This window comes from Hyalangium ruber (assembly GCF_034259325.1).
GTDB lineage: Bacteria > Myxococcota > Myxococcia > Myxococcales > Myxococcaceae > Hyalangium_A > Hyalangium_A rubrum.
The window spans coordinates 1-26,230 of record NZ_JAXIVS010000016.1; the positions used below are offsets into that span (position 1 = coordinate 1).

Below are 26,230 nucleotides of genomic sequence, written 5' to 3' on the forward strand. Positions count from 1 at the left end.
CCTCGCAGCAGTCGTCGAGGCTGAGCTCGACGCCATCTGCCGGGACGACTCCTTCCTGCGCCGCCTGTGGCAGGGCTCGGAGATTCCGATCCCGCCAGCCCTGACATTACTTTCCTGAGAGCCTATAGCGAGGAGACTCGGGACTCCGCACGGTGAGCACCACCTTGCCCACCGTCTCCCGGCCCTCCAGCCTCCGGTGCGCCTCCGCCGCTTCGGCCAGCGGCAGCTTCAGCCCGATGAGGATTCGCAGCCGCTGCTCCGCTACCTCGCGCACCAGTTCCTCCAAGGCCCGGTGGTGCAGCCCTGGCGGGTGCGGCGTGTGCAACCAGTACGCGCTCACCTTCAGCGACTTGGCGAAGAGCGCCTCCACGTCCACCGGAGGCGGCGGGCCGCTCGCCGAGCCATAGCTCACCAGGTGCCCGAACAGCGCCAGCGCTTGCAGGCTTCCTGCCCACGTGCTCGCCCCCACCGCGTCCAGCACCAGGTCCACACCCCGGCCTCCCGTGCGCTTGTGGACCTCCGCCACCACGTCCTCCCGGTCGTAGCGGATGACCTCCTCGACGCCCAGTTCCTGGATGAGCCGGGCCTTGGCCTCGCTCGAGACCGTGCCGAAGACACGCGCCCCCGCCGCCTTCGCCAGTTGCACCGCCAGCACTCCCACGCCTCCCGCCGCCGCGTGGACGAGCACCGACTGGCCCTCGCGGACCTGTCCCACCGTGCGCAGCAGGTGGTACGCCGTCAGCCCTTGCACCGGCACCGCCGCCGCCACCTCGAAGGACACGCTCTCGGGCAGCAGCACCAGCCCGCTGGCCTGGGCCTTCACCACCTCGGCATAGCTGCCCACCGTCAGCGTCACGACCCGCCGCCCCACCAGCGCCGGGTCCACTCCGGCTCCCACTGCCGTGACGATTCCCGCGGCCTCGCTCCCGAGAATCCTCGGCAGCGGCACCTTCGTGTCGTAGAGCCCTCGCCGCCGCTCCGTGTCCGCGAAGTTCACCCCCGTGGCGTGGACCTGGAGCAGCACCTCACCCGGCCCCGGCGCTGGCTCGGGTACTTCCTCGAACCGCAGCACCTCGGGCCCACCCGTCTCGTGGTAACGAATCGCTTTCATGGCTCGGCCTCATATAGCGAGCCATGCGCCGCTCTGCTCGACTTCTCGCGCCTCGGCGCTCACGGCGCGCTGGCTTCGCCCGGCTCGAAGTGCGGCACCTCCACCTGCTTACGTCTCCGGAGCACCTGCTCCATGCGGCATTGCTCGGGCGCCTTCTCCGGCCTCCAGCGCAGGAACTGGGTGCCATGTCGGAAGCGTCCCTGGCTGAAGTAGTCGTACGCCACCTCCACCACCAGCTGCGTCTTCAGTGGCTCCCAGGCGGTGTCGCGCTTGCTCCAGCGGCTCGGGCCTCCGGGCGCCTTGCCGGTGAAGCCCTCCCCTCCCCGGAGCGACTCGAGTGGCTCGACGAGCTCCTTCTTCGCCTTCGCGGAGAAGCTCGAGCAGAAGCCCACATGGTGCAGCAGCCCGTCCTCATCGTACAGCCCCAGCAGCAGCGAGCCCACCCCGTGCTCTCGCTTCTCCGCCCAGCGGAAGCCTCCCACCACGCAGTCCGCCGTGCGCTGCGGCTTCACCTTCACCATCGCCGTGCGCTCCCCCGAGGCATACGGCGCCGAGAGGCGCTTGGCCACCACCCCGTCCATTCCCGGAGAGCCAAGCCACGCCCGGGCCACGTCCGCCGAGCGCGTCGCCGGAGAGAGTCGGATCTGCCCCGTGTCCTGGAGGTAGCTCACGGCGAAGGACTCCAGCCTGCGCCGCCGCTGCAGCAGCGGCTCCTCGGTGCGGCGCTGCCCCCGCGAGTCCACCAGCAGATCGAACACGTAGAGCCGCGAGGGCGTCTCGGCCGCCAGCTTCGCCACCCGGCTGGCCGCGGGGTGGATGCGCTGCAGCAACGCATCGAACGAGAATCCCCCTTCCTCCGGAATGACGATCTCCCCGTCCACCACGAAGCGCTTGGGCCGCAGCTTTCGCACCGCCGCGACGAGCTCCGGGAAGTACCGGCCCAGCGGCTGCCCCGCCTTGGACTGCAGCTCCACGTACTCTCCGTCGCGGTAGGCGACGCACCGGAAGCCGTCCCACTTGGGCTCGTATTGCCAGTCGTCTCCGGCCGGCACCTCCCGCTCCAGCTCCGCCTCCATGGGCGGATAGGGTGGCGTGAGCGGCAGCTCGAGCGGCCCCCAGGAAGCAGGCGCCGCGGGTCGGGTCGGTCTCATAGGAACCTCTCCAGCTCCACCCTCCCCTTCGGGGCGAGCAGCTTCTTCCAGAGGTCTCCCCGGCGCTTCACCCGCGCGGGCACGTTGGACAGGGTGAAGTCCTCGATGCGCGCGCCGGCCTCGAGCTCCTCCCACGTCACCGGGGTGGACACGCTGGCGTGGCGCGTGGGGCGCACCGAGTAGAGGGACGCGAGCGTGCGCCCCCACGCGTTCTGGTTGTAGTCCACGAGCACGCGGCCCGCCGGGCGCTTGACGATGCGGTACTCGGCGGTGATGAGCTCCGGGTGCTCCTTGGCGAGCTCCTGCGCCAGCGCCTTCGCGATGGTCCACACCTGCTTCTGCGTCGGCCCCCGGCGGATGGGCACGTAGACATGCAGCCCCTTGGAGCCCGAGGTCTTCACCAGCGTCGGCATCTTCAGCCGCGTCAGCACATCCCTCAGGATGAACCCCGTCTCCACCACCTGCTCCCAGCGCGCCTGCCCTGGATCCAGATCGAAGTGCAGGTAGTCGGGCCGCTGCACGTCATCGCAGCGGGCGTACCAGGGGTTCAGGTCAATGCAGCCCAGGTTGATGATCCACAGCAGCGTCGCCAGGTCCTCGACCACCGGAAAATCGATGACGTTGCCCGAGGAGTGGGTGATGGAGCAGGTGCGGATCCACGCCGGGCGCGGCTCGGGCGCCCGCTTCATGAAGAAGAACGGGCCGAAGGCGCCATTCGGGTAGCGCTTCATCACCATGGCGCGCCCCTGGAGGTGCGGCAGGAGCACCGGCGCCACCTGGGCGTAGTAGCGCAGCAGGTCCCCCTTGGTGATGCCCAGCTCGGGCCAGAACGGCTTGTCCAGGTGCGTCAGCTTCAGCTCCTGGTCCCCCAGCCGGAGCAACCGCTCCCCGCTCGCGCCTTCATCGAGGATGGCCAGCGCCTGCGCGTTCATGGCCTCAAGTTAAGGCGCTGATCATCGGCGCGGCAGGGCGCCGACGATGAGGGGCCCTCCGGAAAGCGGGCGGACGGGCGGGCGCTTCGGAGCCAGAGGCGCCTCAGTCAGAGGAGAGGAAGCTGGCGTCCGCGAGCGCTCTTGAGTGTACTGCTCCACGCGAGGAGATGACGCGTGTCCCCACCCCCTGTGATTCTGGCAACGCCTCGAATCGAGCTGACGGAGATGCTCCCTCCGGATGCGGAGGCCGTCTTCGAGCTGAACTCCGACCCGGAGGTCATCCGGTACACGGGGGACGGGCCCTTCGCCTCCGTCGAGGCGGCCCGGGACTTCCTCACCGCGTACCCGGACTACCGCACCTACGGCTACGGCCGGTGGGCCATGCGCCGCAAGTCCGATGGGGCCATGCTCGGCTGGTGCGGGCTCAAGTACCTGCGGGACACGCAGGAGACCGATTTGGGCTACCGCCTCTACCGCCGCCACTGGGGCCAGGGCTATGCCACCGAGGCGGGCCTGGCCTGCCTCGCCTATGGGTTCGACACCCTGGGCCTCTCGCGCATCGTCGCGCGCGTCGTGGAGGCCAACGTGGCCTCCGTCCGGGTCCTCGAGAAGTGCGGCCTGCGGCGGATCGGCTCGATCGACTTCGATGGAGAGCCCGGCCTGCTCTTCGCCGTGGAGCGCCCCCTTCCCTAGGACCAGTCCGGGGTATGCTGGGGCCGGCCCATGAACGCCGCGATGAAGGCCTGCCTCGCCCTGTTCGGATTGCTCCTGGCGCTCGGCAGCCCGGCGTTCGCCAAGGGGCCGGCGCCTCGACGGGGCCCGCTCGTCTTCAGCGGCAACGTCGTCCTCAATGACGAGGTCTACCTCGCCGTCCTGGAGCTACCGCCCGACTTCGTCCCCGACAAGAGCGGCGCCGCCCAGGTGCGCTCGCGGCTGCTCTCGTTCCTGCACCGCGCCGGTTATGAGCTCGCCCAGGTCGAGACGGCGGTGGACAAGGGCCGCATCCTCGTGGACATCGACGAGGGCCGCGTGGAGAAGATCATCCTGCGCGGCCAGGGCACCCTGCGCACCGTGCAGGTGCTGCTCGGCCTGAGCCTGCCCCACAATGTCTTCAACCGCCCCTACCTCGAGCGCCAGCTCGCCACGCTGCGCCAGGAGAGCGGCGTGGAAGTCGAACGCTTCGAGTTGGTACGCACCAGCGAGGTGCCCCACGTGGGGCCCCAGGTCGAGGACCTCGGTCCCATCATCGACGACATTGGCAAGTTCGTCGGCCACCCGCTCATCCCCCCGCGCGCCGACTACGAGCTGCACATCGTCTTCCGGCGCCGCGAGTGGGCCACGGGCCTGGGCGTCGTCGCCGGACTGAGCGGCGTGGACGGCCTGCGCCTCGGGCTCGAGTACCGAGGCGAGAACCTCTGGCTCAAGGGTGACCGTTGGAGCGCCGGGGGACAGCTCGGCGCCAACCTGCGCACCCGCATCGCCGATGAGCACGCCTACCTGGCCCTCACCCGCGCGATCGCCGAGCTGCACTGGCTCACGCCGCCCCTGGGCCGCAAGCTGCGCCCCGTGCTCTCGGCGCGCGGCGAACTCACCAGCCGCCAGCGCCCCGACGTCGGGCTCGAGAGCTACTTCTCCACCCGCGTGCAGCTCGGGCTCTCCCTGAGCTACGAGTTCATCCCCGGCGCCCTCGTCGCCCTCGGCGTGGGCGGAGATGAGCTCGAGGTCTTCGCGCTGCGCGGCGTGGAGGGGCTCGGGGTACCCGCCGGCGTGGCGCCCAGCTCCAGCCTGCGCCCCTTCCTGGCCGCCGGGGCCCAGCTCATCTTCGACCCCGACGAGATCCGCCGGGACCGCCGCCACGAGCTGGAACTCTCGAGCCGGCACTACCCGGGCGCCTCCGGCAGCGACTACGGCCTCACCAGCTATCGCTATCAGAAGGTGTTCGAGATCGGCTGGCATGATGTCTGGCTCACCAGCCGAGGCGCATACCTCTGGGGCCAGCCCCCCTTCGTCGAGGAGCAGCCGGTGGGCGGGCTGCACGTGCGCGGCGTCTTCGGCACGCGCTTCTACGCCCGCCGTGTCGCCAGCGCGGGCCTCGAGGCGAACTTCTCCATCACCCGCGACATCTACAAGCTCGGCGCCTTCACGGACATCGCCGTGTTCGGCGACATCGACCGGGGCAGCAACACCGAGAAGGCGCGGGTGGTCGCCAGCCTCGGGCCCGGCTTCCACGTGCTCATCGCCGACGCCTTCCAGCTCGACCTCTATTACAGCCTGGGCTTCGCCGGGCGCGGCCAGGCCGAGCGAGGCTTCACGCTCAACCTCCGGCAGGCCTTCTGACAGAGCGGCGCGGCGGGGGGTTCTGGCGCCGTCCCATTCCTGAGAGACTCCGGACCGCCCCTGTCCTTGGAGCGTACCCATGCGCCAGCTCGTCCTCCTCCTCGCCACCCTCGCCCTCGCGGGAACGGCCCATGCCGCGGATGACCCGGCGCTCTGGAAGGCCGTCTTCCAGCTCGACAAGCCCGAGCTGGAGAAGAAGGCCTCGGCCCTGCTGCGCTCGCGCGGCGCGGCGGGCTACGACGTGCTCTCGAAGGCGGCGCGCATCGGCAGCGAGCGCAACGCCCTGGGCACCGCCTCGCTCCAGCTGGGGTGCCACATCATGGGCATGCGGCCCTACCACACCTACGGCCAGGAGCTGGGGCTCTCCCTGCGCGCGGCGAAGCTGGCCACGGAGATGCTCCAGGAGGACCGCGCCCTGCGAGAGCAGATGCTCGGCGCGGAGGAGCCCTTCGATCGGGCGCTGGCGCTGCTCGTCTCGGCGAGCGTGCAAGGCGCGCTGCCGGGAGCGCTGAAGCGGCTGCAGGACGAGAAGGAGCCGCGCGTGCTGGAGGTGGTCGAAGGCGCCTCGCGCTGCGCGCAGATCCGCACCGGCGATCAGGTGGACGAGGAGGCGCAGCAGCTCTCCCGGAGGCTGAAGGGCACGCTGCAGCAGCCCCGCTGTGAGCAGCCGGGCTTCGCGGCCGACATGTTCCTCGAGGGGATGATTTCGGGCCGCTACAAGGTGTCCGGCTGGTCGCGCAGCGGTGAGGACTTCTCGGTGACGCTGAGCCGTGGCTCCGAGGAGCGCTCCTCGCTGGCGCCCCCGTGTGCGCTGGCCCTGTATGACGCGCTGGTCCGCAAGGGCACCTACGCGCATGGGTTGGTGGTCCCCATGGCCGGCCAGCGCATGCTGCCCCTGGCCACCCGGGACGCGGCGGCCCAGCGCGCGGTGCGGGACTTGCCGCGCTACCCCGAGCAGAACCGGAACGAGCTGGCCGCGGAGCTGGTCAACGCCGGCTACTACGTGCCGGTGAAGGTGACGTTCAAGACGGACGACACCTTCGCGCAGGATGAGGAGCTGGAGGCCGCCGCGCGGCAGGGCAACGCCCAGGCGCTGGCCACCATCGATCGCCACGTCTTCTGCCGGGGCACGTTCGGCGCCCGGGGCCTGGCGCTGCTGGGCTACCTGGGGACGAAAGAGGCGGCGGACACGGCCTATCAGCTCGCCCAGCGGTGCCCGCGCGCGCTGTCGGCGGCGACGGCGGCCCTGCTGCGGCTGGGGGACTCGCGCGGCCTGTCGCTGCTCGAGAAGTCCCTGGCGGAGACCGGCTTCGCCATGGAGGACCTGCACCGCGCGGTGATCGAGTCCTATACGCCCGAGCTGGGCCGCACGCTGCGCGAGCTGTCCCAGCGGGACAACGCCAGCGCCAAGGAGCTGCTGGGCATCCTCCGGACCGCCGGGGTGACACAAGCGGAGTGAGGCACCCCTCCCCGCTACGGGGCCTGGTGCTCGGCCTTCCAGCGCATACCCATGAGGATGCGCGAGCGCCCGCTGGGGTGATCGAAGAGCAGGAACTCCTCCAGCGGGCCCGGGGCGAGCTTGCGGTACTCGCCCAGCTTGAGCGCCACGGTGGCGAAGCCGTCCGGCTGGCCCGAGGCGTTCAGCCCGAACAGGTCCGCCTCCGCCTCGTTGGCGCGGACCACGGTGTTCGTCACGGGCGTGGCCACCAGGAAATAGAGCGACAGCAGGGCCATGAGCACCGGCAGCCCGGCGGGGTCTCCCACCTCCTCCACGCCCCAGCGCTTGCCCCACCGCGCCAACACCCGGGGCAGCGCCCAGGCGATGAAGGCGAAGCCCACCAGCAGCACCAGCGAGAACGAGAGCAACATCTCGTACACGTGGTTGAGCACGTAGTGGCCCAGCTCGTGCGCCATCACCATCTGGATCTCCTCGGGCGTCGAGCGGTTGAGCAGGTTGTCGTTGAGCGAGATGCGCAGGGTGCCGAAGATGCCGCTCACGTTGGCGCTGATGCGCTTGGACTGGCGCGAGGCGTCGAACATGTAGACGTGCTCGGCGGGCACGCCGTTGGCGCGCGCCATGGAGAGCACCTTGTCGCGGATGGGCCCGGGCTCCAGCGGCTTGTACTCGTTGAAGAGCGGCGAGATGAACACCGGCCCGAGCAGCAGCGCGACCACCAGGAAGCCCACGCCCACCCCCGCGGCCCACACCCACCAGCGCTTGGGCGCGGCGCGAATCACCGCGTAGAGCACCCCCGTCGCCAGGCCCGCCATTACCGCGGTCACCGCGAGCTCGATGAGCAACTGCCCGAACCAGTCTCCGAAGCCCTGGTTGGACAAGTCATACTGATGCTCGCGCACGAAGTCCGTGTACACGGTGAGAGGGAAGCTCAGGAGCGCCGCCAGCACGAGGTACTGGATGGCGTAGAGCACCGTGCCGAAGAAGCCCTTGCCTCCGAACCGCTGCCCCAGGTTCCTCATGCGGGAGCTGAGGCCAAAGCGCATCAGCACCCACGCCACCGCCAGCCCGTAGAGCGGCTCCCAGAGCAGCAGCCAGTACCCTCCCTCGAAGTAGGCATCCGAGCGCGCCTTCGCCTCGGGCGGCACGCTGGCGAGGTACGCGTCGGTCGCGGCGACAGGATCGAAGCCCCGCGTGTCGGCCAGCGCCGGCACCGCCAGGAGCCCACAGAGCACGGCCAGCCCTCCTGCCCACCGCATCATCCGTCGCATGCCTCGTTCCTCCCCAGCGCGTGAAGTTGGCGCGGGAGGCTACACCAACGGAGACTCGGGGCATGACCCACTCCCCTCCCCTTCGGCTGGCGCTCCTGTCTTGTCTCTTCCTGGGCTGCGGCCTGCTGGACGAGCTCCCCTCGCGAGATGCGCGCTGTGACTTGAGGCCCGCCTATGACCAATGCACGGACCTGCGCGAGTTCAAGGGCCCCTCGTTCTTCACCTTCGAGGGCGTGTGCGAGACCCTGCGGGCCTCCACCAGCGGCGGCAGCTACCGGGAGGACGCGCGGTGTGACATGACGGGCGTCGTGGGCGGTTGCCAGACCTCCCACGGTGACGGCTCCGAGCAGACCAACTGGTACTACTCCGGCGACAAGTACAAGACTGAGAGCGACGTGCGCGAGGAGTGCGACTCCGGCCAGGAGTTCACCGCGCCAGTGCCGTGAGCCCCGGCAAGGTCGCCACCAGCCGCGCCTCGTGCCGCCCCTCCTCCGTCCACCCCTCGGTGTACGAGACGGGCTCCAGTTCCTGGAGCAGGCGCGGCAGTTCGCCATCCTCCAGCAGGAAGCGGGCGGACGGGTGCGGGTGCCGCTGGAGGTTGCTCCGGGTCGGCTGGGCGAAGACGAGCAGCCCTCCCGGCGCGAGCACCTTTGGAAACGCCGCGAACAGCGGGCGCCAGAGGAAGTTCAGGCACACCACCAGCGCGTAGGGCCCAGGCGGCAGGGGCTCCGTCTCCACGTCCACCCGCTGCGTCCGCAGCGCAACCCCTTCCTCGCGCGCGGCCGCCGCGGCCCGCTCCAGCGCGACGTCCGAGACGTCCACCAGCGTGACGTCCAGGCCCCGCCGGGCGAGCCACCGCGCGTCATGGCCGAGCCCTCCCGCCACCTCCAGGGCTCGCCCCGTGCTCGGCAACTGCCCCACGAGCGACTGGAGGAACCCGGAGGGCCCTGACGGCCCCGCCTGCTCGCGGTAGCGGGTGTTCCACCTCTGTCGATCTTCCTCGCTCATGGCGTTCGCCGCCCAGGCTATTGGAGGGTGAGCGACAGCGCGTCGCCCTCGCGGACCGTCAGTTCCTCGTCGGTGGACACCACCTGGTTCGAGCCGATGGGATCGAACTGGAAGCGCAGGGAGCCGCGTCCGGCGACCATGTGCGCGGGGATGAGGAGGGTGCGGTTGCTCATCCCCGTCACCATCCCCAGACGGATGCGGCGGGTTCCGTCCACCACATAGACGGTGTAGTCCACCGGCTTCTGGTTTCGTACCTCGATGGTCGTCTGCGGAGGTTCGGTCGAGGAAGCATCCTCCACCTTTTGCGCGCTGCTGCAGGAGGCCGCGAGGACGAACCAGAGCAGCGAGACAGCCTGGACAGCGCGCATGGGACCTCCGGAGGCAAGGAGCGTGTTCTAACACGCGGCCACAGGGCGCCGGCTTGGAGCCCGAGGGGGTGTCCGCCCCTGGATGCTTCGACGTTTCCTGTTAGACCTGAGACAGCCCATGTCCACCCGCTCGCCGCTCGACCCCTCGTACGACTTGCTGCACCAGCAGGCCCGTCACTCGCTCGATGCGCTCTTCTCGCCGCGCAGCGTGGCGGTCGTCGGTGCCAGCGAGCGCCCGGGCAGCGTGGGCCGCACCCTGCTGTGGAACCTCATCCGCAGCCCCTTCGGCGGCACCGTCTACCCCATCCACCCCAAGCGCCCGAACGTGCTGGGCATCCGCGCATGGCCCTCCCTCTCCGCGCTGCCCGAGCCGGTGGAACTCGCCGTGGTGGTGACGCCCGCGCCCACCGTGCCCGCCGTCATCCGCGAGTGCGCGGACCTCGGCGTCAAGGGCGCCATCATCCTCTCCGCGGGCTTCAAGGAGACGGGCCCGGAGGGCCTGCGCCTGGAGCAGGACGTGCTGCGCGAGGCGAGGCGCGGGCGCATGCGCCTGCTCGGTCCCAACTGCCTGGGACTGATGCGGCCCACCACGGGACTCAACGCCACCTTCGCGGGCGCCATGGCCCGCCCGGGCAACGTGGCCCTCATCAGCCAGAGCGGCGCGCTGCTCACCGCCATCCTCGACTGGAGCCAGCGCGAGACGGTGGGCTTCAGCGCCTTCGTCTCGCTGGGCTCGATGCTGGACGTAGGCTGGGGAGACCTCATCGACTACCTGGGCAATGATCCGCACACGCGCAGCATCCTGCTGTACATGGAATCCATCGGCGACGCGCGCGCGTTCCTCTCGGCGGCGCGCGAGGTGGCGCTGCACAAGCCCATCATCGTCATCAAGGCGGGGCGCACCGAGCAGGCGGCCCAGGCGGCGGCCACGCACACGGGTACGCTGACCGGCAGTGACGAGGTGCTCACGGCCGCGTTCCGCCGCGCGGGCGTGCTGCGCGTGGACAGCATCTCGGACCTCTTCTACATGGCGGAGGTGCTGGCCAAGCAGCCCCGGCCCGAGGGGCGGAGGCTCACGCTGGTGACGAACGCGGGAGCCCCCGGGGTGCTGGCCACGGACGCGCTGGTGGCCGGTGGTGGCGAGCTGGCGAAGCTCTCGGACACGACGCTGGGGGCGCTCAACAGCTTCCTGCCGCCGCAGTGGAGCCACGGCAACCCGGTGGACATCCTCGGAGACGCGACCCCCGAGCGCTACGCCAAGACGCTCGAGGTGGCGGGGGCGGATGAGAACAGCGACGGGCTGCTCGTCATCCTCACGCCGCAGGACATGACGGAGCCCACGCAAACGGCGGACCGGCTCAAGCCCTACGCGAAGCTGGGCAAGCCGGTGATCGCGAGCTGGATGGGAGGCTCGGAGGTAGCCGCGGGCGAGCGCATCCTCAACGACGCGGGCATTCCGACGTTCGGCTACCCGGACACGGCCGCGCGGATCTTCAACTACATGTGGCGCTACAGCTATTACCTCAGCGCCCTGTACGAGACGCCCACCCTGGCAGAGGAGCCCACGGGCAACGCGCGCGAGCGGACGCGGCAGCTCATCGACGCGGCGCGGGCGCAGGGGCGCACGGTGCTCTCGGAGTACGAGTCCAAGCAGCTCCTGGCGGCGTACGGCATCCCCACGGTGGAGACACACCTGGCGGCCACGGCGGACGAGGCGGTGGCGCGAGCGGAGGCGCTGGGCTACCCGGTGGTGGTGAAGCTCCACTCTCGCTCCATCACCCACAAGACGGACGTGGGCGGGGTGCGGCTGAACCTGGGCAGCGCGGCGGCGGTGCGCGAGGCGGTGGAGGGCATTCGCGCGCGCCTGGGCGAGCTGGGCAAGGCCGACAGCTTCGAGGGGGTGACGGTGCAGCCCATGGTGCGGCTGGACGGGTACGAGCTGATCGTCGGCAGCAGCCTGGATGCGCAATTCGGCCCGGTGCTGCTCTTCGGCTCGGGCGGGGTGCTGGTGGAGGTGTTCCAGGACCGAGCGCTGGGGCTACCTCCGCTCAACACCACGCTGGCGCGGCGGCTCATGGAGCGCACGCGCATCCACGAGGCGCTCAAGGGCGTGCGCGGGCGTCCACCGGTGGACCTCTCGGCGCTGGAGCACCTGCTGGTGCGCTTCAGCCAGCTCGTGGTGGAGCAGCGCCTCATCCGAGAGGTGGACATCAACCCGCTGCTCGTCTCGCCCGAGCGGCTGCTGGCGCTGGACGCGCGGGTGGTGCTGCACGCGCCCGAGGTGAAGGAGTCCGAGCTACCCCCACTGGCCATCCAGCCCTACCCGCACCAGTACGAAGGACGGCTGCGGACCCGGAATGGCGAGGAGCTGCACCTGCGCCCCATCCGCCCGGAGGACGAGCCGAAGATGGTGGCCTTCCACCGGGCCCTGTCCGAGCAGAGCGTCTTCATGCGCTACGCGGGGATGATGCGGTTGGACCAGCGCGTAACCCACGAGCGGCTGGCGCGCATCTGCTTCATCGACTACGCGCGGGAGCTGGCGCTGGTGGCCGAGAAGTCCACGCCCGAGGGCGGAGAAATCGTCGCCGTGGGCCGGCTCACACGGCTGCACGGCACCGAGGATGGGGAGTTCGCCATGCTCATCAGCGACCCGATGCAGTGCCAGGGCCTGGGCACGGAGCTGCTGGGGCGGCTGGTGGACATCGGCCGCGAGTGGGGGCTGGCGCGCATCGTGGCCGACATCCTGGCGCGCAACACGCCCATGCAGCGCGTCTGCCGCAAGCTGGGCTTCGAGATCCTCCGCTCCGAGGACCCTCAGGAGGACATGGTGAAGGCGGTGAAGGTCCTCGGCTGAGCCCTCGGTGGCTCACTCACGCTCGGCCATCTCCGCGCGCCAGTGCCCCCGGTGCTCGTAGGCGCGCTCGAGCTGCTCGCGCAGGGCGGCGATCAACTGCTTGTTGCCGTCCTGCGTGTAGCCCTTGAGCGCCTCCTGGCACTGGGGTACCCGCGACAGGAAGTCCGTGAGCGCCTCGTGCGTGAGCTGCTTCGTGTACATGCCGTACCCGAGCTTCTCCAGGTACAGCGCGTTGATGACCTGCTCGAACTGGCCCTCCACCGGAATCGACAGCAGCGGCTTGTGCAGGTACACCGCCTCGCTCATCAGCGTGTAGCCGCCGCCGGCCACCACCGCGCGCGCGGTGCGCAAATCGTCGATGAAGCCCTTCTCGCTGAAGGGCCGGTACATGAGGTTGCCGTCCACCACGTCCTCGGAGATGTCGCGGCGCAGCCCGTAGATGCGGCACGGCAGCCCGCTCTGCTTGAGGATGTTGGGCAGCTCGGTGTTCGTCGTGGACGTCTGGTACACCAGCAGGTGCTCGCCCGGCTCCGACTTCGCCTCCAGGATTTCGGGGCGCAGGATGGAGGGCGCCAGCGTGGTGCGCTCCTTGCGGACCGGCGGGTAGAAGAACGTGGTGACCAGGTAGTGGAAGGCCCCCGGCAGCTTGGCCTTCACGATGGTGCGGGTGCCCTCGTACGCATCCTCGAAGCCCACCAGCAGCTCCGGCTCGTGCTTGCACCGGTTGATGATCTGCATGTTGTCCACGCTGATGACCGGCAGCCGGTGCAGCTTGGCGAACATGTAGCTGAAGCTCTCGAAATCGCTGACGACGACGTCCGGCTGGAACTTCTCCACCAGTTCGAAGTACTGGCGGATGTTCTGCGGCCAGCCCGTCACCGCGCCCTGCAGGTTCTGCAGCAGCGTCTGCCACTTGCTGACCGAGTTGCCCTCATAAGCCAGGGTGTAGCCCCAGATGCCATGCACGTTCTGGAAGCGCTTGGCCAGGTAGTCCCTCGCCCGCCCGGAGACGACGATGTGGACCTCGTGCTCGCGCGTGAGCTCCTCGAGCAGCACCCGTGAGCGCGTCGCATGTCCCATGCCCTCGCCAACGACACCGTAGAGGATTCGCATGGCCCGTGAGCATACGCAGGTTGTGGCGCCCGTGCCCGCACAGTGATAGCTCCCCAGCCATGACGTCCGTCCCGCCTCGCACGGGCAGTTCAACCCCGGCCAGCCTCGGTCGCGCCGCCCTCGTCGGGTTGTGTGGTGGCCTGCTCAGCGGCGGCGTCATGCTGGTCGTCCTCGGCCTGCGCGGCCTGTTCAGCCCCCCCAGCTGCGAGGGCCTCGGCAAGATGGAGTGCGACATGGTCCAGGAGGCCGCCATCCACGTGGGCCGGGTGCAGACCATCTGCGGCGGCGCCCTCTTCGCCCTGGCCATCGCCATTTTCGTCATGGCGCGCCCCTACCTCTCCCCCCGGCCGCCTGCCCCTACCAGCCCCTCGCAGCCCTGAGTCCCCTGGGAGTACCCGGGCTCCAGAGCCCCTGGTCCTTCGGAGGCCCCCCCTTCGAGCCCCAAGCTTTTGTGGCAGGTAGACGTAAGGAAAGCTAATTACCCCTAGCCTTATCTTCCTCCTTCGGTATAGGAGGCGCCCTTATGCAGCTTGAATCCTTGAAGATGTTCTGTGACGTGGTGGAGACGGGCTCCTTTTCGCGGGCCGCGCAGCTCAACCATGTGACGCAGTCGGCGGTGAGCCAGCAGATCCGCGCGCTGGAGAACCGCTACGAGCAGAAGCTCCTGTCGCGCAGCGCCCGCCAGGTGACGCCGACGCCGGCCGGAGAGCGCCTGTTCCGCGGGTGCAAGGAGATTCTGGCTCGCTTCGCGGAGGTGGAGGCGGAGATCCGCGAGCAGTCCACCGAGGTGGCGGGCACCTCCACGGTGTCCACCATCTACTCGGTGGGCCTGCACGAGCTGCAGAGCGTGCAGAAGCAGCTGCTCAAGAGCCACCCCAAGGTGAACATGCGCCTGAACTACCGGCGCAACGACCAGGTGTACGACGACGTCATCCTCGGGGCGGCGGAGATTGGCATCGTCGCCTACCCGCAGCCGCGCGCGGGCGTGGACATCCTCCCCTTCCGCGACGACAAGCTCGCGGTGGTGTGCGCCCCCAGCCACCCGTTCGCCACCAAGGCGAAGGTGAGCCTCACGGCGCTCTCGGGTGTGCCCTTCATCGCCTTCGACCGCGAGGCGCCCACGCGCAAGGCGCTGGACCGGCTCTTCCGCGAGAAGAACCTGGACCTCAACCCGGTGATGGAGATGGACAACGTCGAGACCATCAAGCGGGCGGTGGAGATGGGGCTGGGCGTGGCCATCCTGCCGCTGTCCACCTGCCAGGCCGAGGTGCAGGGCGCCACCCTGGTGGTGAAGCCCTTCGCCGAGGGCCCTGTCTCGCGGCCCATCGGCCTGCTCATCCGCAAGGGCAAGTACCTGGACCGGGCCTCCGCCGCGGTGCTGGAGGCCTTCAAGCAGGCCGCGCTCCTGGAGGAGTAGACGCTTGGAGGCGTGGAGACAGTGGTGAGCGCTGCGGTGAGGCTGGAGGTCATCGACCGGGTGATGTTCACGCGGTGGACACGTCCGCCCACCAAGCAGGACGTCACCAACCTGCTGGCCGAGGCCTCGGGGCTCCGGGAGCGGCTGGGCTCGCCGCTCATCTACGTGGCCTCCATCGACTCGCGGGTGAAGATTCCCAACGCCGAGGAGCGCTCCAACCTCAATGACTTGCTCTTCCGGGGCCGGACGATGGCCGACTCGGCGCACATCGTCATCGAGGGGAGCGATCTGCAGAACAGCCTTCAGCGCGTCATCATCTCGGGGATGTTGATCGTCACCCGGACGTATGACGACTACCTCGCGGTACACAAGACGATCGACTCGGTAGCGCCGGATCTGAACCGGCGCCTGGGCAAGGACCCCGCCCCCATCATCCAATTGGCGCGCGAGCGGGGCCTGGCCGTCTAACGCGCGGCCTTCTCTTTCTCCTTTTCCTTCTCCTGCTCCGCGAGGCGGCGCGACTTGGGCTTTCGCACCTCGTCGGGGTGGGGAAGCTGCCCGTGTGCGCACTGCACGAGCGAGGGCGGATCGAAGCACTCGAGCTTGAAGTCATCCTTCACGCACCGGCCGCGCGGCGTCTGGGCGCACTTCACCTCGGTGCGGCTGGCCTTGCAGTCGTAGCCGCACGCCACCGCCGTCGAGGCGGTGAGGCAGGCGGGCCGCTGAATCTCCGAGCCGTGCTCGTGGATGGCGGTCTCCGAGGGGTCCCAGCACTTCAGCTCACCGAAGTGCTCCCGGCACTCGCCATAGGGGGTCTGCGCACAAGCCACCTTCCCCTTCGTCACCACGCAGCGGAAGCCACAGGCCACCTCGCCGCGCACCTCCTTGCACTCGGGGCGAAGGCCCTCGTCCGGTGGGTGGTGGACGCTCGCGAGCTGCGGGTCGAAGCAGTACACCTCGGCATCGAACACGCTGCAGGTGCCGTAGGGCGTGCTGGCGCAGCGGACATCCTTGGCGCTGGCGCGGCAGGCGTAGCCACAGACCGTCTTTCCGTTGGCGGACAGGCATGAGGCCTGCGGCATCGGCGGCGGTGTGGACGCGAGGAGGGAGAGAGCAAGGAGCGAAAGGAGCATGGCGCGGCCCTTGGGACGAGAGAGAGGCTGGGCCGCGACGAAGGAGTCGCTCCGTTTATTCAATTCAATAGAGCTTCCGCAGGCGGGCGGCGAAGAAGCCATCCCAGCCCTCGGGGCCCGGCAGCGTGCGCAGGTATGCCTGGGTCAGGGGCAGCTTCACCGCCGGTAGCACCGGAGGCTCCGCCGTCCACTCCGGGTGGCTGCGCAGGAACATCTCCACCTGGTCCTGCCCTTCCTGGGGCTCGGAGGTACACACGGCGTACACCAGCAGCCCTCCGGGGGGCACCGCCTCCTGACAGTTCTCCAGGATGCGGCGCTGGAGCGAGGCGAGCCGGCCGATATCCTCCTCCTGGCGCCGGTAGCGCAGCTCCGGGTGCCGCCGCAGCGTGCCCAGCCCGGAGCACGGCGCGTCCACCACCACCGCGTGGAACTCGCCCAGCGCTTCCGGCAGGGGCTGCGTCGCATCGTGCGCCACCGCGCGCAGCCGCTCGGTGAGGCCCAGCCGCTTCGCCTCCGCCTCGATCTTGGGCAGCTTGTGGGCGTGCAGATCCAACGCCACCACCTCGTGCGCCTGGGCCATGTGGCACGCCTTGCCACCCGGGGCAGCGCAGGCATCCAGCACGCGCGCCGTCTCGGGCACGGCCCCGTACACACCCACCAGCTGCGCCGCCTCGTCCTGCACCTGCCAGAGCCCCTCGGCGTAGCCGTACACGTCTTCGATTCGCCCCATCGGCGGCAGGACGATTCCCAGCGGCGACACGGAGGTGGGCTGTACCTCCAGCCCCACCTCGCGCAGCTGCTCGAGCAGCGCCTCGCGCGTCACCTTCGCGGTGTTGACGCGCACCACCACCGGCGGCGTCTGGTTGTCCGCCACGAGCATCGCCTCGGCGCGCTCGCGGCCAAAGTGGCGAATCCACCGCTCCACCAACCACCGGGGGTGGCTCTCACGAACGGAGAGGTACTCGGCCACGTCACTCTCGGGCGGCAGCGGCGGGCCGGGCAGCGTCGAGAGCTTGCGGAGGATGGCGTTGACGAAGCCGGAGGCGCGCGAGAGGCCCAGCTCCTTGAGGGCCTGCACCGTCTCGGCCACCGCCGCACGCGCGGGCACGCGGGTGTGGAAGAGCTGGTAGGTGCCCACCCGCAGCGCGGCGAGCACCCGGTCCTCCATCGTGCTCAGCTTCCGGTCCGAGAAGCGAGCGATGGCGTAGTCCAGGGAGAGCTGCCGACGGGTGGCGCCGTAGGCCAGCTCCGTGGCGAGCCCCGCGTCACGCGGATCCTTGGGTGGTGACTCCGAGAGCGCGGTGTCGAGGACGACGTTGAGGTAGGCGTCCGTGGCGCGGACGCGCGCGAGCACCTGAATGGCGAGGGCGCGAGGATTCATCCTTCGAGCTGGGTCATGAGGTCCACGAGCTGTTCATCCGACAGCCGGCTCGCGGGCATGGTGGAGAGGGTGAGGGTCTGCAGGCTGTCCTCCAGCATGTCGCGGTAGCCGCTCTCGGCCGGCGCGCCGCGCTGAACCTCCATCCACTGCGCGCGGGCCCAGGTGGCCAGCCCCGCGGGAGTGAGCTTGCCGGAGAGCCGCTCGGCGATCTTCTCGCGCACCAGCGCCCGGGTGAGCATGTCCGCCGCGGGGGTCCCCTTCGAGCCACGCCCGAGCGTCTTCTCGCCCTTTGCGGGCTTGTCCGCCGCCTGTGTTCCCTTGCGGCCCAGCGTCTTGGAGGGGGTACCCGCCTCCGCCGTGCGCGCCAGCGCCTTGGCGGGAGAGGCGGCCGGGGCCTCCGCCTTGCGGCCCAGCGTCTTGGCGGGCGGCTCGGCGTCGTTGAGCTCCACCTTGCGACCGAGCGTCTTGCCCTTGGTGGGCGCCTTCACGGGCTCGCCGAACTCGCCCTGGGCAAAGCGCTCCAGCGCCTGGAAGTAGGAGTCGAAGCCCTTGCCGGAGATCTGCGCCTTGCAGGCCTCCTTCACCACGGACTGCTTCGTCCGCGCTCCGTCCAGGTGAACCTCGACGGCGGGCACACCAATCGCCTCCAGCGCGTCCTTGAGCGCGTGGGAGCCGAAGAGGCCCGAGGGGTTCACCACCACCCCGGCGATGTTGCGGCGCTCGGCGTGGAGGGTGTCGATGAGCACGCCCTCATGGTTGGACTGGACGATCTTCAGCTCGAGGCCCTGGCTGGCGGCCCGGGAGCGCAGCGCGCTGTTGAGATCCTCGAACCGGCCGCCCGCGGTGCCCTCCCGCTCGCCCAGGAGGTTCAGGTTCGGCCCGTGCAGCACCAGGAGTTTCTTGCCCATTGCGCGTCTCTCCTCCGGCTTCGTCCAACAACCCTCAGCTCTTGTTCTCCACGGGCGCCGCGAACGGCTGGCTGCCCGGAGCCAGCTTGTGGCCCGCGAGGAACTCGGCGGCGCTCATCACCCGCTTGCCCTCCAATTGCACGTCCAGCAGCACGAGCGAGCCTTCTCCACACGCCACCTCCAGCCCGCCCGTCCCCGCCGAGAGCACCGCCCCCGGTGTCCCCTTCCCCGTGCCCACCTTCGCCCGGTGTACCTTGAGCCGAGCGCCATTCAGGCCCGTGTAGACCCCCGGCCACGGGGTGAAGGCGCGCAGCCGGCGCTCCAGCTCCACGGCGGGCCTGGTGAAGTCCAGCAGCCCGTCTTCCTTCTGGATGATGGGCGCGAGCACCATGCCCTCGGAGGGCTGGGGCACGGGCTTGAGCTCCCCACGCAGGTAGGCCGGGAGGGACTCTCGGAGGATGTCCCCTCCGAGCCGGGAGAGCTTCTCGTGGAGGACGGCGCTGGTGTCATCCGGAGAAACAGGCATGCGCTTCATGGAAATGATCGGCCCGGTGTCGAGCCCCTCTTCCATGCGCATGAGGGTCACTCCCGTCTCAGTGTCCCCATGGGCGATGGACCATTGGATGGGGGCGGCGCCCCGGAAGCGGGGCAGCAGCGAGGCGTGGACATTGAGGCAGCCGTGGGGCGGCACCTCCAGCACGTCCTTGGGGAGGAGCTTCCCGTAGGCGGTCACCACGCACACGTCCGGCGCCAGCTTGCGCAGCTCCTCGGAGAACGGCGGGGTGCGCAACTTCGGAGGCTGGAGCACCGTCACGCCGCGCTCGAGCGCCAGCGCCTTCACGGGAGGAATGGACAGGGCGTTGCCACGGCCCTTGGGCTTGTCCGGCTGGGTGACGACGGCCACCACCTCGCCGACGTCGAAGCAGGCGACGAGCGAAGCCACGGCGAACTCAGGCGTACCCATGAAAACGATGCGGGGTCTACTCATTGGGTCCGCAGCATAGCCGCCAGGACGTCCCGGGGAAGCGTGCTCCTTACAGGCGTTCACATGCGGTCGATTGGCGCTCCTGGGGAAGCATGCGGGTGGGTGCGCGACTGCCCACCTCCGAGGTAGGATGGCGGAGGGAGCGGAGGCAGCGTCACTTCTCCGAGAGGACCCTGATGGCACCCCGCCGAACCCTTCACGAGCTGGAGCCGGCCTGTCTCCCCTCGGGGACGGAAGTCGGCTCCTGGCGGGTGCTGGAGCTGCGCGGCCGGGGCACCTATGGGGCAGTCTACCGCGTCGAGCGGCTGGATACGGAAGGGGCTGGGCCCTTCGCGCTGAAGCTGGCCCTGCACCCGGTGGATCCGCGCTTCGGTCGCGAGGTAGAGCTGCTCTCGCGCATCGACCACCCGAATGTGCCGCACCTGGAAGGCCGCGGGCTCTGGCCCCACCCCGCCGGCCCGTTCCCCTTCATCGTCATGGCGTGGGTGGAGGGCGTGCCGCTGTACGATTGGGCCAGCAAGCACCACCCCAGTGGGCGGCAAGTGCTGCGGGTGCTGGCCCAGGTGGCGCGGGCGCTGGAGGCGACGCATGGAGCACACGGCGTGCACCGAGACGTGAAAGGGGCCAACATGCTGGTTCGGCCCGAAGACGGGAAGGCGACGCTCCTGGACTTCGGAGCTGGGGACTTCCAGGGAGCGCGGACGCTCACGCGCGAGGTGCTGCCTCCGGGCACACCCCAGTACCGAAGCCCCGAGGCGCTGCGCTACCAGTGGCTCCATTGGCGCGAGCGTGGCGCCCACTATGAGCCGGGCCCGGCGGATGACGTGTACGCGCTGGGCGTGACGGCCTACCGGCTCGTCATGGGCGCCTACCCACCGCTCCCGGCGGAGCCTCTGGTGGCGATGGGTGACCCGCCCGCCCCCGTCTCCGTGCCGGCAACGCTCGAGGCGGCGACAGCCCAGTGCCCGGAACTCGCGGTGCGCATCCGCCAAGTCCTCTCGGAGGAACCCTCAGCCCGAGGCACCGCTGCCGAGGTGGCCGAGGTGCTCGAACGCGCGGCGGAGAAGGCCGGGCCTCAGGCGGACCTGCCCCTCCTCCGAAGCAGTGCCCCGGCGGCGGTCGTGCGCACCGGCGCGTCACGCTCCTCGGGCGCGCGGCGGCTGGGACTCACCGTGACGGTGGGCGTTGCTGCCGCCCTATCCCTCCATGAATGGTGGAGTTCATGGCCACAGGAGGTGGAGGAGCCCGAGGAGAACGTGGCTCGGCATGGCGATGGGGAAGATGCTGGCACCACGGGTCTCGCCCAGGACTCGCTCATGGCCAGTGCCCACTTGAAGGCGGCCGAGCCCACCTGGAGAGCCCTGGGCCTGGAGATGCCCAAGGAGCCTCTGCCTGGACAGGCACGGCCCCCCTGCAAGAAACGCGAGGTGGTGATCAACGGAGGGTGTTGGGGGCGTCCAGAGGAGCCGACTCCGCCATGTGGAGAGAGGGATTACGAGTGGAAAGGCGCCTGCTACTACCCGGTCCTCGCTCCCCCGCCGCCCCCCGCGACTTCGGAGCCTCCATAAAGGAAACGCCGCCAGCCAGCCCGCGCGACTGGCGGACCGACTGGCGGCGACTTGTTCCAACCGCAGAGACAGATGCGCTGCGGCGCCAGACTCACGCCGCCTCGCTGCTCGGGTTGAGGCTGTCCATCAGCGCCTCAACGACTTTGGACATCTGTGCCTCGGGGATGTCCTGGAGGCTGATGAGCAACTGGTCGCGATCCACCCGCGCACGCACCCGGACGCGATTCTCCTTACCGAAGTGATGCTCCAAGGAGTTGCGGTAGAGCTCCACGCGTGCCGTGGCGTTCTCGGGCAGGGGTGTGGGCGGAGTGCGCTTGTGCTTCACCGCTGCCTTCAGCTCCTCCATGGTGCAATCGGCGAAGGCCTTCTGCGCCACGGTGCCATCCTCCTGAGGCACGAGGATGGCAGTGGGCCCCGGCTCGTTGCCGTCCGCCACGAGATTGGCCAGCTTCTCGTAGGTCAACAGCGTGTACAGGTGATACACGCCGTACTTCACACAGGCCGCCGCGCTGAACGCCCGCGCCACGGCGCCGTAGGTGGTCAGCGCGGACTGGCTGAGCACCTTCACCTTCTGCTGGAAGAACTCCTTGGCGTCCTTGAAGTGGGTGTTCTTCGTCAGCTCGCGGTCCACCACGTAGTTGTAGAGCCAGCCAATCTGGTAGGCGTCGGCGTTGCCCTGCTCCACCAGTTGGAGGACGCGCGTCTCCACCTCGGTGAGAGTGATATTGATGCTCGAATTGCTCTCGTTATTGAGCGTTGTCATGGCACCTCTCGATGAGTTGTTTATTGGGTACGACGAGCGCGGGTAGAGCAGGAACCGCGCCACCGGCATCACCAAGGGCTCGCTTCATGATTACGGGCAGTTGAATGCCGGCACCAGTCTCGCGCCATGGACACCCGTCCACGCTGCGGGACTGTGCCAGTCCACTCCCAGATATCTGGGACCAGCCGCCCGCTCACTCCCAGATATCTGGGACCAGCCGCCCGCTCACTCCCAGATATCTGGGACCAGCCGTGCATCCTTCCGCGCTCAACTCATCTGCCCCGCCGCGCCCGGGGAGCCGAGGCACGTTTGCGCATGGCGCCACTCCTCCCCGCCACCAACAACAGGCGCTCGCGCAGCCACTCATGGCCCGGGTCCCCGTCGGTGTTGCGGTGCCAGTAGAGCGTCACCTCCAACGCGGGCATGGGCAGCGGCACGGGCACGAGGTGAAGCATCAGGTGCTTGCGGAACCACTCGCCGTAGTAACGCGGCAACGTCAGCAGGTGGTCCGAGGTCGCCACCAGGTGGCTGGCGGCATAGTAGTGCTGGCAGCGCACGGCGATGTCACGGCGCACACCGGCATGCTGAATCGCCAGGTCCTCCAGCACCGGGCCGCTCGCGCGCGCCGAGACGACCACATGGCGGGCCGACAGCCAGCGCTCGACCGTCAAGCGCCGGCCCGCCAGGGGATGACCGGGCCGCATCGCCACACATAGCTCTTCCTGGAAGAGGACCTGCTGGTGGACATCCTCCCCCACCGTCATCGGCACATCCACCGCGAGGTCCAGTTCCCCCGAGGCCAACTGCCGGGCGAGCCGGCGGCGTTCGATCTTCGCGCTCTGCACGCCAAGGTGCGGCGCGAGCTGTTGCAGGTCATGCACCAGCGGTGGCAACAGCGCGAACTCGAGCACGTCGCGCATGCCCAGGGTGAAGCGTCGCGTCGAGGTGGCGGGGCTGAAGTGCTGGCCGCGCCGCACGCTGTCCTGCAGGGTGCGCAGGGCCGTGGTGACATCCTCGGACATGCTGCGCGCCAGGGGCGTGGGGACGACGCGGCGGCCCTCGCGAACGAAGAGCGGATCATCGAAGTGAGCGCGCAGCCGAGCCAGCGCGTTGCTCACGGCCGGTTGTGTCAGGTGAAGCTGCGTCGCTGCCTGGGTGATGCCACCCGAGCGGAACACCGCCTCGAAGACCCGGAAGAGGTTGAGGTCCACCGGAACGGAGCCAACACGGTCCTTTTCATTCATATCGGTGATGGATTGGGATTCATAGAATCCACTATGTCAATGTCCCAGTAGGGCATAGCGTGCCTCCACCGAAGAAGCCGGAGGCAGCCCATGGACTTCACTCCTTCCCCGCGAACCCAGCAGTACCTGGAGCGCATCCGCGCCTTCATCCGCGACCACATCCTGCCGGTGGAGGAGCAGCACTTCCGCGAAGTCTCCGCCAGGCGCCACGGCGCGGACTGGACGCAGTGGGCCGTCTCTCCCGCCGTGGAGGCGCTCAAGGCCCGGGCTCGGGCCGAGGGCCTGTGGAACCTGTTCCTGCCGGACGCCGAGCTGGGCGCGGGCCTGTCCACCGTCGAGTACGCGCCGCTCGCCGAGGAGATGGGCCGCAGCTTCCTGGCCCCCGAGGTCTTCAATTGCAACGCCCCGGACACGGGCAACATGGAGGTGCTGTGGAAGTACGGCACCGCCGAGCAGAAGGAGCGCTGGCTCAAGCCGCTGCTCGCCGGCGAGCTTCGCTCCGCCTTCTGCATGACCGAGCCGGACGTCGCCTCTTCGGACGCCACCAACATGCGCGCCACGGCCGTCGTCGAGGGGGATGAAATCGTCCTTAACGGCAAGAAGTGGTGGACCACGGGCCTGGGCCACCCGAAGTGCAAGGTCGCCATCTTCATGGGCCTCACGGACCCGAAGGCCGACCGCCACCACCAGCACAGCATGGTCCTCGTGCCGCTCGACGCGCCGGGCGTGAGCATCCAGCGCATGCTGCCGGTGTTCGGCGAGTACGACGAGCCGTACGGCCACGGCGAGGTGTGGTTCGAGAACGTGCGCGTACCCAAGGCGAACTTCATCGTCGGGCCGGGCAAGGGCTTCGAGATCGCCCAGGGGCGGCTGGGGCCGGGCCGCATCCACCACTGCATGCGCTGCATCGGCGCGGCCGAGCGCGCGCTGCAATTGCTCATCGAGCGCGGCATTGCCCGCGTGGCCTTCGGCAAGCCGCTGGTGAACCTCGGCGGCAACCGGGAGCGCATCGCGGACCTGCGCATCGCCATCGATCAAGCCCGCCTGCTGACGCTGTTCGCGGCCTGGAAGCTCGATGACGTGGGTGCGCTGGGCGCGCTCTCGGAGATCTCCGCCATCAAGGTGGTGGCGCCGAACGTGCTGCAGCAGGTGGTGGATGAGGCCATCCAGATTCATGGCGGTGCGGGCGTGTCCTCCGATGTGCCGCTGACGGCGCTGTTCGCGCAGGCGCGGGCGCTGCGCCTGGCGGATGGGCCGGACGCCGTGCATCGCGGGGTCATCGCCAAGCTCGAGCTGTCGAAGTATCACCATCTGATGAAGCAGCACCGGAGCCAGGGCGAATGAACCAGAAACGCATCTTCATCACCGGAGGCGCCTCGGGCCTGGGCCGGGCGCTCGCCGAGCGCTACGCCCGGGAGGGCTGGCGCGTGTGCATCGCCGACATCCACGACGCGCGCGGGCAGGAGGCCCTGGCGGCCCTGCGCGGACAGGGGCACTACCTGCACTGCGACGTGCGCAAGGAGGAGGATCTCCAGGCGGTGGCCGACTGGCTCCAGCAAAACTGGGGCGGCGTGGACATCGTCGTCAACAACGCCGGAGTCGCCATCGGCGGCGCCATCACCGACGTGCCCCTGTCCGACTGGCAGTGGATCATCGACATCAACCTGCTGGGCGTGGTGCGCGGCTGCAAGGTCTTCACGCCGCTGTTCCGGCGCCAGGGAGGTGGCCGCTTCGTGAACATCTCCTCGATGGCGGGGCTCGTCCATGCGCCGATGATGGCCGCCTACAACGCCACCAAGGCTGGAGTGGTCGCCGTCTCCGAGACGCTCCGGGTGGAGCTCGAGCGAGACCGCATCGCGGTGTCGGTGGTGTGTCCTGCCTTCTTCCGCACCCACCTCACCGAGACGCTCCGCGCCTCCAACCCCGAAGTTGCCCGCATCACCCACAAGCTGGTGAACAAGGCCCGGCATGGAGCAGATGAGATCGCCGAGCTCGTCTACCGGGGCGTGCAGCGTGGCGACTTCCACATCCTCACGCACACCGAGGGGAAGGCCGCGTGGATCCTCAAGCGGCTGGCGCCGTTCTCCCTCTACGCCCGAGCCCTGTCCCAGAGCACGCGGCGAATGATGGGGCGCACCCCGCCGGACCAGGCCTCGTCCACGTCCCATGAGTGACCCTTCCCCGCTCGACCGCGCGGGGGCGGTGCGCCCGGGCGAGGAGCTCGACATCACCGCCGTGGACGCGTGGCTCAAGCCGCGCGTCCCTGGCCTGTCCGGCACGCCCAAGGTGACGCAGTACTCCGGCGGCGCCTCCAATTGGACGTACCGGCTGGAGTACGAGCAGGACGACCTCATCCTGCGCAGGCCTCCGGCTGGCACCAAGGCCAAGTCGGCGCACGACATGGGGCGGGAGTTCCAGGTTCAGCAGGCGCTGCGGCCCGTCTACCCCTACGTGCCGGAGATGCTCGCCCGGTGCGAGGACCCGTCAGTCATCGGCAGCGAGTTCTACGTGATGCGCCGCATCCCCGGCATCATCCCGCGCAAGCACCTGCCCAAGGGCCTGGGGCTGGACCCACAGACGACTCGCAAGCTGTGCCTCAACGTCATCGACAAGCTGGTGGAGCTGCACCAGGTGGACGTGAAGCGCACGGGCCTGGAGCACCTGGGCAAGGGAACCGGCTACGCGCGCCGACAGATCGAAGGCTGGAGCGCCCGGTATGAGAAGGCGCGCACCTGGAACGTGCCGCGCTTTCACGGAGTCATCTCCTGGCTCAAGGCGAACACGCCGGAGGACGTAGCCACCTGTGTCATCCACAACGACTTCCGCCTGGACAACTTGGTGCTGGCCCCGGAGGACCCCACCCGCGTCATTGGGATTCTCGACTGGGAGATGGCCACGCTGGGCGATCCGCTGATGGACCTGGGCAACAGCCTCGCCTACTGGGTGCAGGCGGATGACGACCTGTTCATGCGCTCCATGCGCCGGCAGCCCACGCACCTGCCCGGCATGCTCACCCGCCGCGAGGTGGTGGACTACTACTGCGAGCGCATGGGGCTGAAGCCCGCCAACATGGCCTTCTATGAGGTGTACGGCCTGTTCCGGCTGGCGGTCATCGTCCAGCAGATCTACTACCGCTACCACCACCGGCAGACGCGCAACCCTGCCTTCAAACGCTTCTGGCTCATGGCGCACTATCTCCACTGGCGGTGCCGCCGGCTCATCCGATAGGG

The 26,230-nt window shown here is 69.3% G+C and carries 25 protein-coding genes; 12 read left to right on the top strand and 13 right to left on the bottom strand.

Annotated elements, in window-relative coordinates:
* Positions 1 to 106 precede the first annotated feature (106 nt).
* The 3 genes from SYV04_RS35410 to ligD are packed head-to-tail and all read right to left on the bottom strand — an operon-like array spanning position 107 to position 3,194.
* The gene (locus tag SYV04_RS35410; RefSeq protein ID WP_321550443.1) at positions 107 to 1,111 is read right to left on the bottom strand and encodes a quinone oxidoreductase family protein; all 1,005 of its coding nucleotides are present in this window, start codon (positions 1,109 to 1,111) and stop codon (positions 107 to 109) included.
* Between the two features lie 59 nt (positions 1,112 to 1,170).
* Entirely contained in the window at positions 1,171 to 2,262 is a 1,092-nt protein-coding gene (locus SYV04_RS35415) for an ATP-dependent DNA ligase (RefSeq protein WP_321550444.1), read from the bottom strand.
* Positions 2,259 to 3,194, bottom strand: a complete 936-nt coding sequence (gene ligD / locus SYV04_RS35420; RefSeq protein WP_321550445.1) for a non-homologous end-joining DNA ligase — start codon at positions 3,192 to 3,194, stop codon at positions 2,259 to 2,261. Before ligD ends, SYV04_RS35415 begins: the two co-directional genes overlap by 4 nt.
* Positions 3,195 to 3,368: 174 nt before the next feature.
* Here ligD and SYV04_RS35425 point away from each other — a divergent pair, with 174 nt between their 5' ends.
* The 3 genes from SYV04_RS35425 (at position 3,369) to SYV04_RS35435 (ending at position 6,990) form a co-directional block, all read left to right on the top strand.
* Positions 3,369 to 3,887 carry a GNAT family N-acetyltransferase gene (locus SYV04_RS35425; protein ID WP_321550446.1) on the top strand — a complete coding sequence of 173 codons (519 nt, stop codon included), beginning with the start codon at positions 3,369 to 3,371 and terminating at the stop codon, positions 3,885 to 3,887.
* Between the two features lie 30 nt (positions 3,888 to 3,917).
* On the top strand, positions 3,918 to 5,531 hold the full coding sequence (locus tag SYV04_RS35430) for a BamA/TamA family outer membrane protein (protein ID WP_321550447.1): 1,614 nt from the start codon (positions 3,918 to 3,920) through the stop codon (positions 5,529 to 5,531).
* A 79-nt stretch (positions 5,532 to 5,610) separates the two neighbouring features.
* Entirely contained in the window at positions 5,611 to 6,990 is a 1,380-nt protein-coding gene (locus tag SYV04_RS35435) for a hypothetical protein (protein WP_321550448.1), read from the top strand.
* A gap of 14 nt (positions 6,991 to 7,004) precedes the next feature.
* Here the strand turns inward: SYV04_RS35435 and SYV04_RS35440 are convergent, their stop codons facing one another.
* On the bottom strand, positions 7,005 to 8,258 hold the full coding sequence (locus SYV04_RS35440) for a M48 family metallopeptidase (RefSeq protein ID WP_321550449.1): 1,254 nt from the start codon (positions 8,256 to 8,258) through the stop codon (positions 7,005 to 7,007).
* Positions 8,259 to 8,320: 62 nt separating this feature from the next.
* Here SYV04_RS35440 and SYV04_RS35445 point away from each other — a divergent pair, with 62 nt between their 5' ends.
* Positions 8,321 to 8,704: a hypothetical protein gene (locus SYV04_RS35445; protein ID WP_321550450.1), complete on the top strand. Its 384-nt coding sequence runs from the start codon at positions 8,321 to 8,323 to the stop codon at positions 8,702 to 8,704.
* On the opposite strand, the gene SYV04_RS35450 is transcribed toward SYV04_RS35445, so the two are convergent.
* Complete coding sequence (locus tag SYV04_RS35450) at positions 8,685 to 9,266, bottom strand: class I SAM-dependent methyltransferase (RefSeq protein WP_321550451.1); 582 nt, start codon at positions 9,264 to 9,266, stop codon at positions 8,685 to 8,687. The genes SYV04_RS35445 and SYV04_RS35450 overlap by 20 nt on opposite strands.
* Before the next feature lie 17 nt (positions 9,267 to 9,283).
* Complete coding sequence (locus SYV04_RS35455; RefSeq protein ID WP_321550452.1) at positions 9,284 to 9,634, bottom strand: hypothetical protein; 351 nt, start codon at positions 9,632 to 9,634, stop codon at positions 9,284 to 9,286.
* A 118-nt stretch (positions 9,635 to 9,752) separates the two neighbouring features.
* Here SYV04_RS35455 and SYV04_RS35460 point away from each other — a divergent pair, with 118 nt between their 5' ends.
* Positions 9,753 to 12,488, top strand: coding sequence for a bifunctional acetate--CoA ligase family protein/GNAT family N-acetyltransferase (locus tag SYV04_RS35460; protein ID WP_321550453.1), 2,736 nt, complete (start codon positions 9,753 to 9,755; stop codon positions 12,486 to 12,488).
* Between the two features lie 12 nt (positions 12,489 to 12,500).
* Here SYV04_RS35460 and SYV04_RS35465 read toward each other — a convergent pair whose 3' ends face one another.
* Positions 12,501 to 13,601, bottom strand: coding sequence for an MJ1255/VC2487 family glycosyltransferase (locus SYV04_RS35465; protein WP_321550454.1), 1,101 nt, complete (start codon positions 13,599 to 13,601; stop codon positions 12,501 to 12,503).
* Positions 13,602 to 13,660: 59 nt separating this feature from the next.
* Between SYV04_RS35465 and SYV04_RS35470 the strand changes: the two genes are divergently transcribed.
* The 3 genes from SYV04_RS35470 to SYV04_RS35480 all read left to right on the top strand — a co-directional run bounded on the left by SYV04_RS35470 (position 13,661) and on the right by SYV04_RS35480 (position 15,486).
* Entirely contained in the window at positions 13,661 to 13,981 is a 321-nt protein-coding gene (locus SYV04_RS35470; protein WP_321550455.1) for a hypothetical protein, read from the top strand.
* A gap of 143 nt (positions 13,982 to 14,124) precedes the next feature.
* Positions 14,125 to 15,018: a LysR family transcriptional regulator gene (locus SYV04_RS35475; RefSeq protein ID WP_321550456.1), complete on the top strand. Its 894-nt coding sequence runs from the start codon at positions 14,125 to 14,127 to the stop codon at positions 15,016 to 15,018.
* Positions 15,019 to 15,042: 24 nt separating this feature from the next.
* On the top strand, positions 15,043 to 15,486 hold the full coding sequence (locus tag SYV04_RS35480; RefSeq protein WP_321550457.1) for a DofB protein: 444 nt from the start codon (positions 15,043 to 15,045) through the stop codon (positions 15,484 to 15,486).
* On the opposite strand, the gene SYV04_RS35485 is transcribed toward SYV04_RS35480, so the two are convergent.
* The 4 genes from SYV04_RS35485 to fmt form a co-directional block, all read right to left on the bottom strand.
* Positions 15,483 to 16,151 carry a hypothetical protein gene (locus SYV04_RS35485; RefSeq protein WP_321550458.1) on the bottom strand — a complete coding sequence of 223 codons (669 nt, stop codon included), beginning with the start codon at positions 16,149 to 16,151 and terminating at the stop codon, positions 15,483 to 15,485. The genes SYV04_RS35480 and SYV04_RS35485 overlap by 4 nt on opposite strands.
* Before the next feature lie 64 nt (positions 16,152 to 16,215).
* Positions 16,216 to 17,532 (bottom strand): 16S rRNA (cytosine(967)-C(5))-methyltransferase RsmB, encoded by a 1,317-nt coding sequence (gene rsmB, locus SYV04_RS35490; RefSeq protein ID WP_321550459.1) that lies wholly within the window; start codon positions 17,530 to 17,532, stop codon positions 16,216 to 16,218.
* Positions 17,529 to 18,440: a type II 3-dehydroquinate dehydratase gene (locus SYV04_RS35495; RefSeq protein WP_321550460.1), complete on the bottom strand. Its 912-nt coding sequence runs from the start codon at positions 18,438 to 18,440 to the stop codon at positions 17,529 to 17,531. Before SYV04_RS35495 ends, rsmB begins: the two co-directional genes overlap by 4 nt.
* Before the next feature lie 34 nt (positions 18,441 to 18,474).
* Positions 18,475 to 19,428: a methionyl-tRNA formyltransferase gene (gene fmt, locus SYV04_RS35500; RefSeq protein WP_321550461.1), complete on the bottom strand. Its 954-nt coding sequence runs from the start codon at positions 19,426 to 19,428 to the stop codon at positions 18,475 to 18,477.
* A 173-nt stretch (positions 19,429 to 19,601) separates the two neighbouring features.
* On the opposite strand from fmt, the gene SYV04_RS35505 reads away from it, so the two are divergent.
* Entirely contained in the window at positions 19,602 to 20,993 is a 1,392-nt protein-coding gene (locus SYV04_RS35505) for a serine/threonine protein kinase (protein WP_321550462.1), read from the top strand.
* A gap of 91 nt (positions 20,994 to 21,084) precedes the next feature.
* On the opposite strand, the gene SYV04_RS35510 is transcribed toward SYV04_RS35505, so the two are convergent.
* The gene (locus SYV04_RS35510) at positions 21,085 to 21,756 is read right to left on the bottom strand and encodes a hypothetical protein (RefSeq protein ID WP_321550463.1); all 672 of its coding nucleotides are present in this window, start codon (positions 21,754 to 21,756) and stop codon (positions 21,085 to 21,087) included.
* A 272-nt stretch (positions 21,757 to 22,028) separates the two neighbouring features.
* Positions 22,029 to 23,000: a LysR family transcriptional regulator gene (locus SYV04_RS35515; protein ID WP_321550464.1), complete on the bottom strand. Its 972-nt coding sequence runs from the start codon at positions 22,998 to 23,000 to the stop codon at positions 22,029 to 22,031.
* Between the two features lie 90 nt (positions 23,001 to 23,090).
* On the opposite strand from SYV04_RS35515, the gene SYV04_RS35520 reads away from it, so the two are divergent.
* Genes SYV04_RS35520 through SYV04_RS35530 form a run of 3 tightly spaced genes read left to right on the top strand, consistent with a single transcriptional unit; the run spans position 23,091 to position 26,228 of the window.
* On the top strand, positions 23,091 to 24,344 hold the full coding sequence (locus tag SYV04_RS35520) for an acyl-CoA dehydrogenase family protein (RefSeq protein WP_321550465.1): 1,254 nt from the start codon (positions 23,091 to 23,093) through the stop codon (positions 24,342 to 24,344).
* Positions 24,341 to 25,174, top strand: coding sequence for an SDR family oxidoreductase (locus SYV04_RS35525; protein ID WP_321550466.1), 834 nt, complete (start codon positions 24,341 to 24,343; stop codon positions 25,172 to 25,174). Before SYV04_RS35520 ends, SYV04_RS35525 begins: the two co-directional genes overlap by 4 nt.
* Positions 25,167 to 26,228 (top strand): phosphotransferase family protein, encoded by a 1,062-nt coding sequence (locus SYV04_RS35530; RefSeq protein ID WP_321550467.1) that lies wholly within the window; start codon positions 25,167 to 25,169, stop codon positions 26,226 to 26,228. The genes SYV04_RS35525 and SYV04_RS35530 overlap by 8 nt, the downstream gene beginning before the upstream one ends.
* The last annotated feature ends 2 nt before the right edge of the window (positions 26,229 to 26,230 follow it).

Coding starts and splice junctions, on each gene's coding strand:
- SYV04_RS35410 (WP_321550443.1), bottom strand. CDS start 1,111: ATGAAAGCGATTCGTTACCACGAGACGGGTGGGCCCGAGGTGCTGCGG.
- SYV04_RS35415 (WP_321550444.1), bottom strand. CDS start 2,262: ATGAGACCGACCCGACCCGCGGCGCCTGCTTCCTGGGGGCCGCTCGAG.
- ligD (WP_321550445.1), bottom strand. CDS start 3,194: ATGAACGCGCAGGCGCTGGCCATCCTCGATGAAGGCGCGAGCGGGGAG.
- SYV04_RS35430 (WP_321550447.1), top strand. CDS start 3,918: ATGAACGCCGCGATGAAGGCCTGCCTCGCCCTGTTCGGATTGCTCCTG.
- SYV04_RS35435 (WP_321550448.1), top strand. CDS start 5,611: ATGCGCCAGCTCGTCCTCCTCCTCGCCACCCTCGCCCTCGCGGGAACG.
- SYV04_RS35440 (WP_321550449.1), bottom strand. CDS start 8,258: ATGCGACGGATGATGCGGTGGGCAGGAGGGCTGGCCGTGCTCTGTGGG.
- SYV04_RS35445 (WP_321550450.1), top strand. CDS start 8,321: ATGACCCACTCCCCTCCCCTTCGGCTGGCGCTCCTGTCTTGTCTCTTC.
- SYV04_RS35450 (WP_321550451.1), bottom strand. CDS start 9,266: ATGAGCGAGGAAGATCGACAGAGGTGGAACACCCGCTACCGCGAGCAG.
- SYV04_RS35455 (WP_321550452.1), bottom strand. CDS start 9,634: ATGCGCGCTGTCCAGGCTGTCTCGCTGCTCTGGTTCGTCCTCGCGGCC.
- SYV04_RS35460 (WP_321550453.1), top strand. CDS start 9,753: ATGTCCACCCGCTCGCCGCTCGACCCCTCGTACGACTTGCTGCACCAG.
- SYV04_RS35465 (WP_321550454.1), bottom strand. CDS start 13,601: ATGCGAATCCTCTACGGTGTCGTTGGCGAGGGCATGGGACATGCGACG.
- SYV04_RS35470 (WP_321550455.1), top strand. CDS start 13,661: ATGACGTCCGTCCCGCCTCGCACGGGCAGTTCAACCCCGGCCAGCCTC.
- SYV04_RS35475 (WP_321550456.1), top strand. CDS start 14,125: ATGCAGCTTGAATCCTTGAAGATGTTCTGTGACGTGGTGGAGACGGGC.
- SYV04_RS35485 (WP_321550458.1), bottom strand. CDS start 16,151: ATGCTCCTTTCGCTCCTTGCTCTCTCCCTCCTCGCGTCCACACCGCCG.
- rsmB (WP_321550459.1), bottom strand. CDS start 17,532: ATGAATCCTCGCGCCCTCGCCATTCAGGTGCTCGCGCGCGTCCGCGCC.
- SYV04_RS35495 (WP_321550460.1), bottom strand. CDS start 18,440: ATGGGCAAGAAACTCCTGGTGCTGCACGGGCCGAACCTGAACCTCCTG.
- fmt (WP_321550461.1), bottom strand. CDS start 19,428: ATGAGTAGACCCCGCATCGTTTTCATGGGTACGCCTGAGTTCGCCGTG.
- SYV04_RS35505 (WP_321550462.1), top strand. CDS start 19,602: ATGGCACCCCGCCGAACCCTTCACGAGCTGGAGCCGGCCTGTCTCCCC.
- SYV04_RS35510 (WP_321550463.1), bottom strand. CDS start 21,756: ATGACAACGCTCAATAACGAGAGCAATTCGAGCATCAATATCACTCTC.
- SYV04_RS35515 (WP_321550464.1), bottom strand. CDS start 23,000: ATGAATGAAAAGGACCGTGTTGGCTCCGTTCCGGTGGACCTCAACCTC.
- SYV04_RS35520 (WP_321550465.1), top strand. CDS start 23,091: ATGGACTTCACTCCTTCCCCGCGAACCCAGCAGTACCTGGAGCGCATC.
- SYV04_RS35525 (WP_321550466.1), top strand. CDS start 24,341: ATGAACCAGAAACGCATCTTCATCACCGGAGGCGCCTCGGGCCTGGGC.
- SYV04_RS35530 (WP_321550467.1), top strand. CDS start 25,167: ATGAGTGACCCTTCCCCGCTCGACCGCGCGGGGGCGGTGCGCCCGGGC.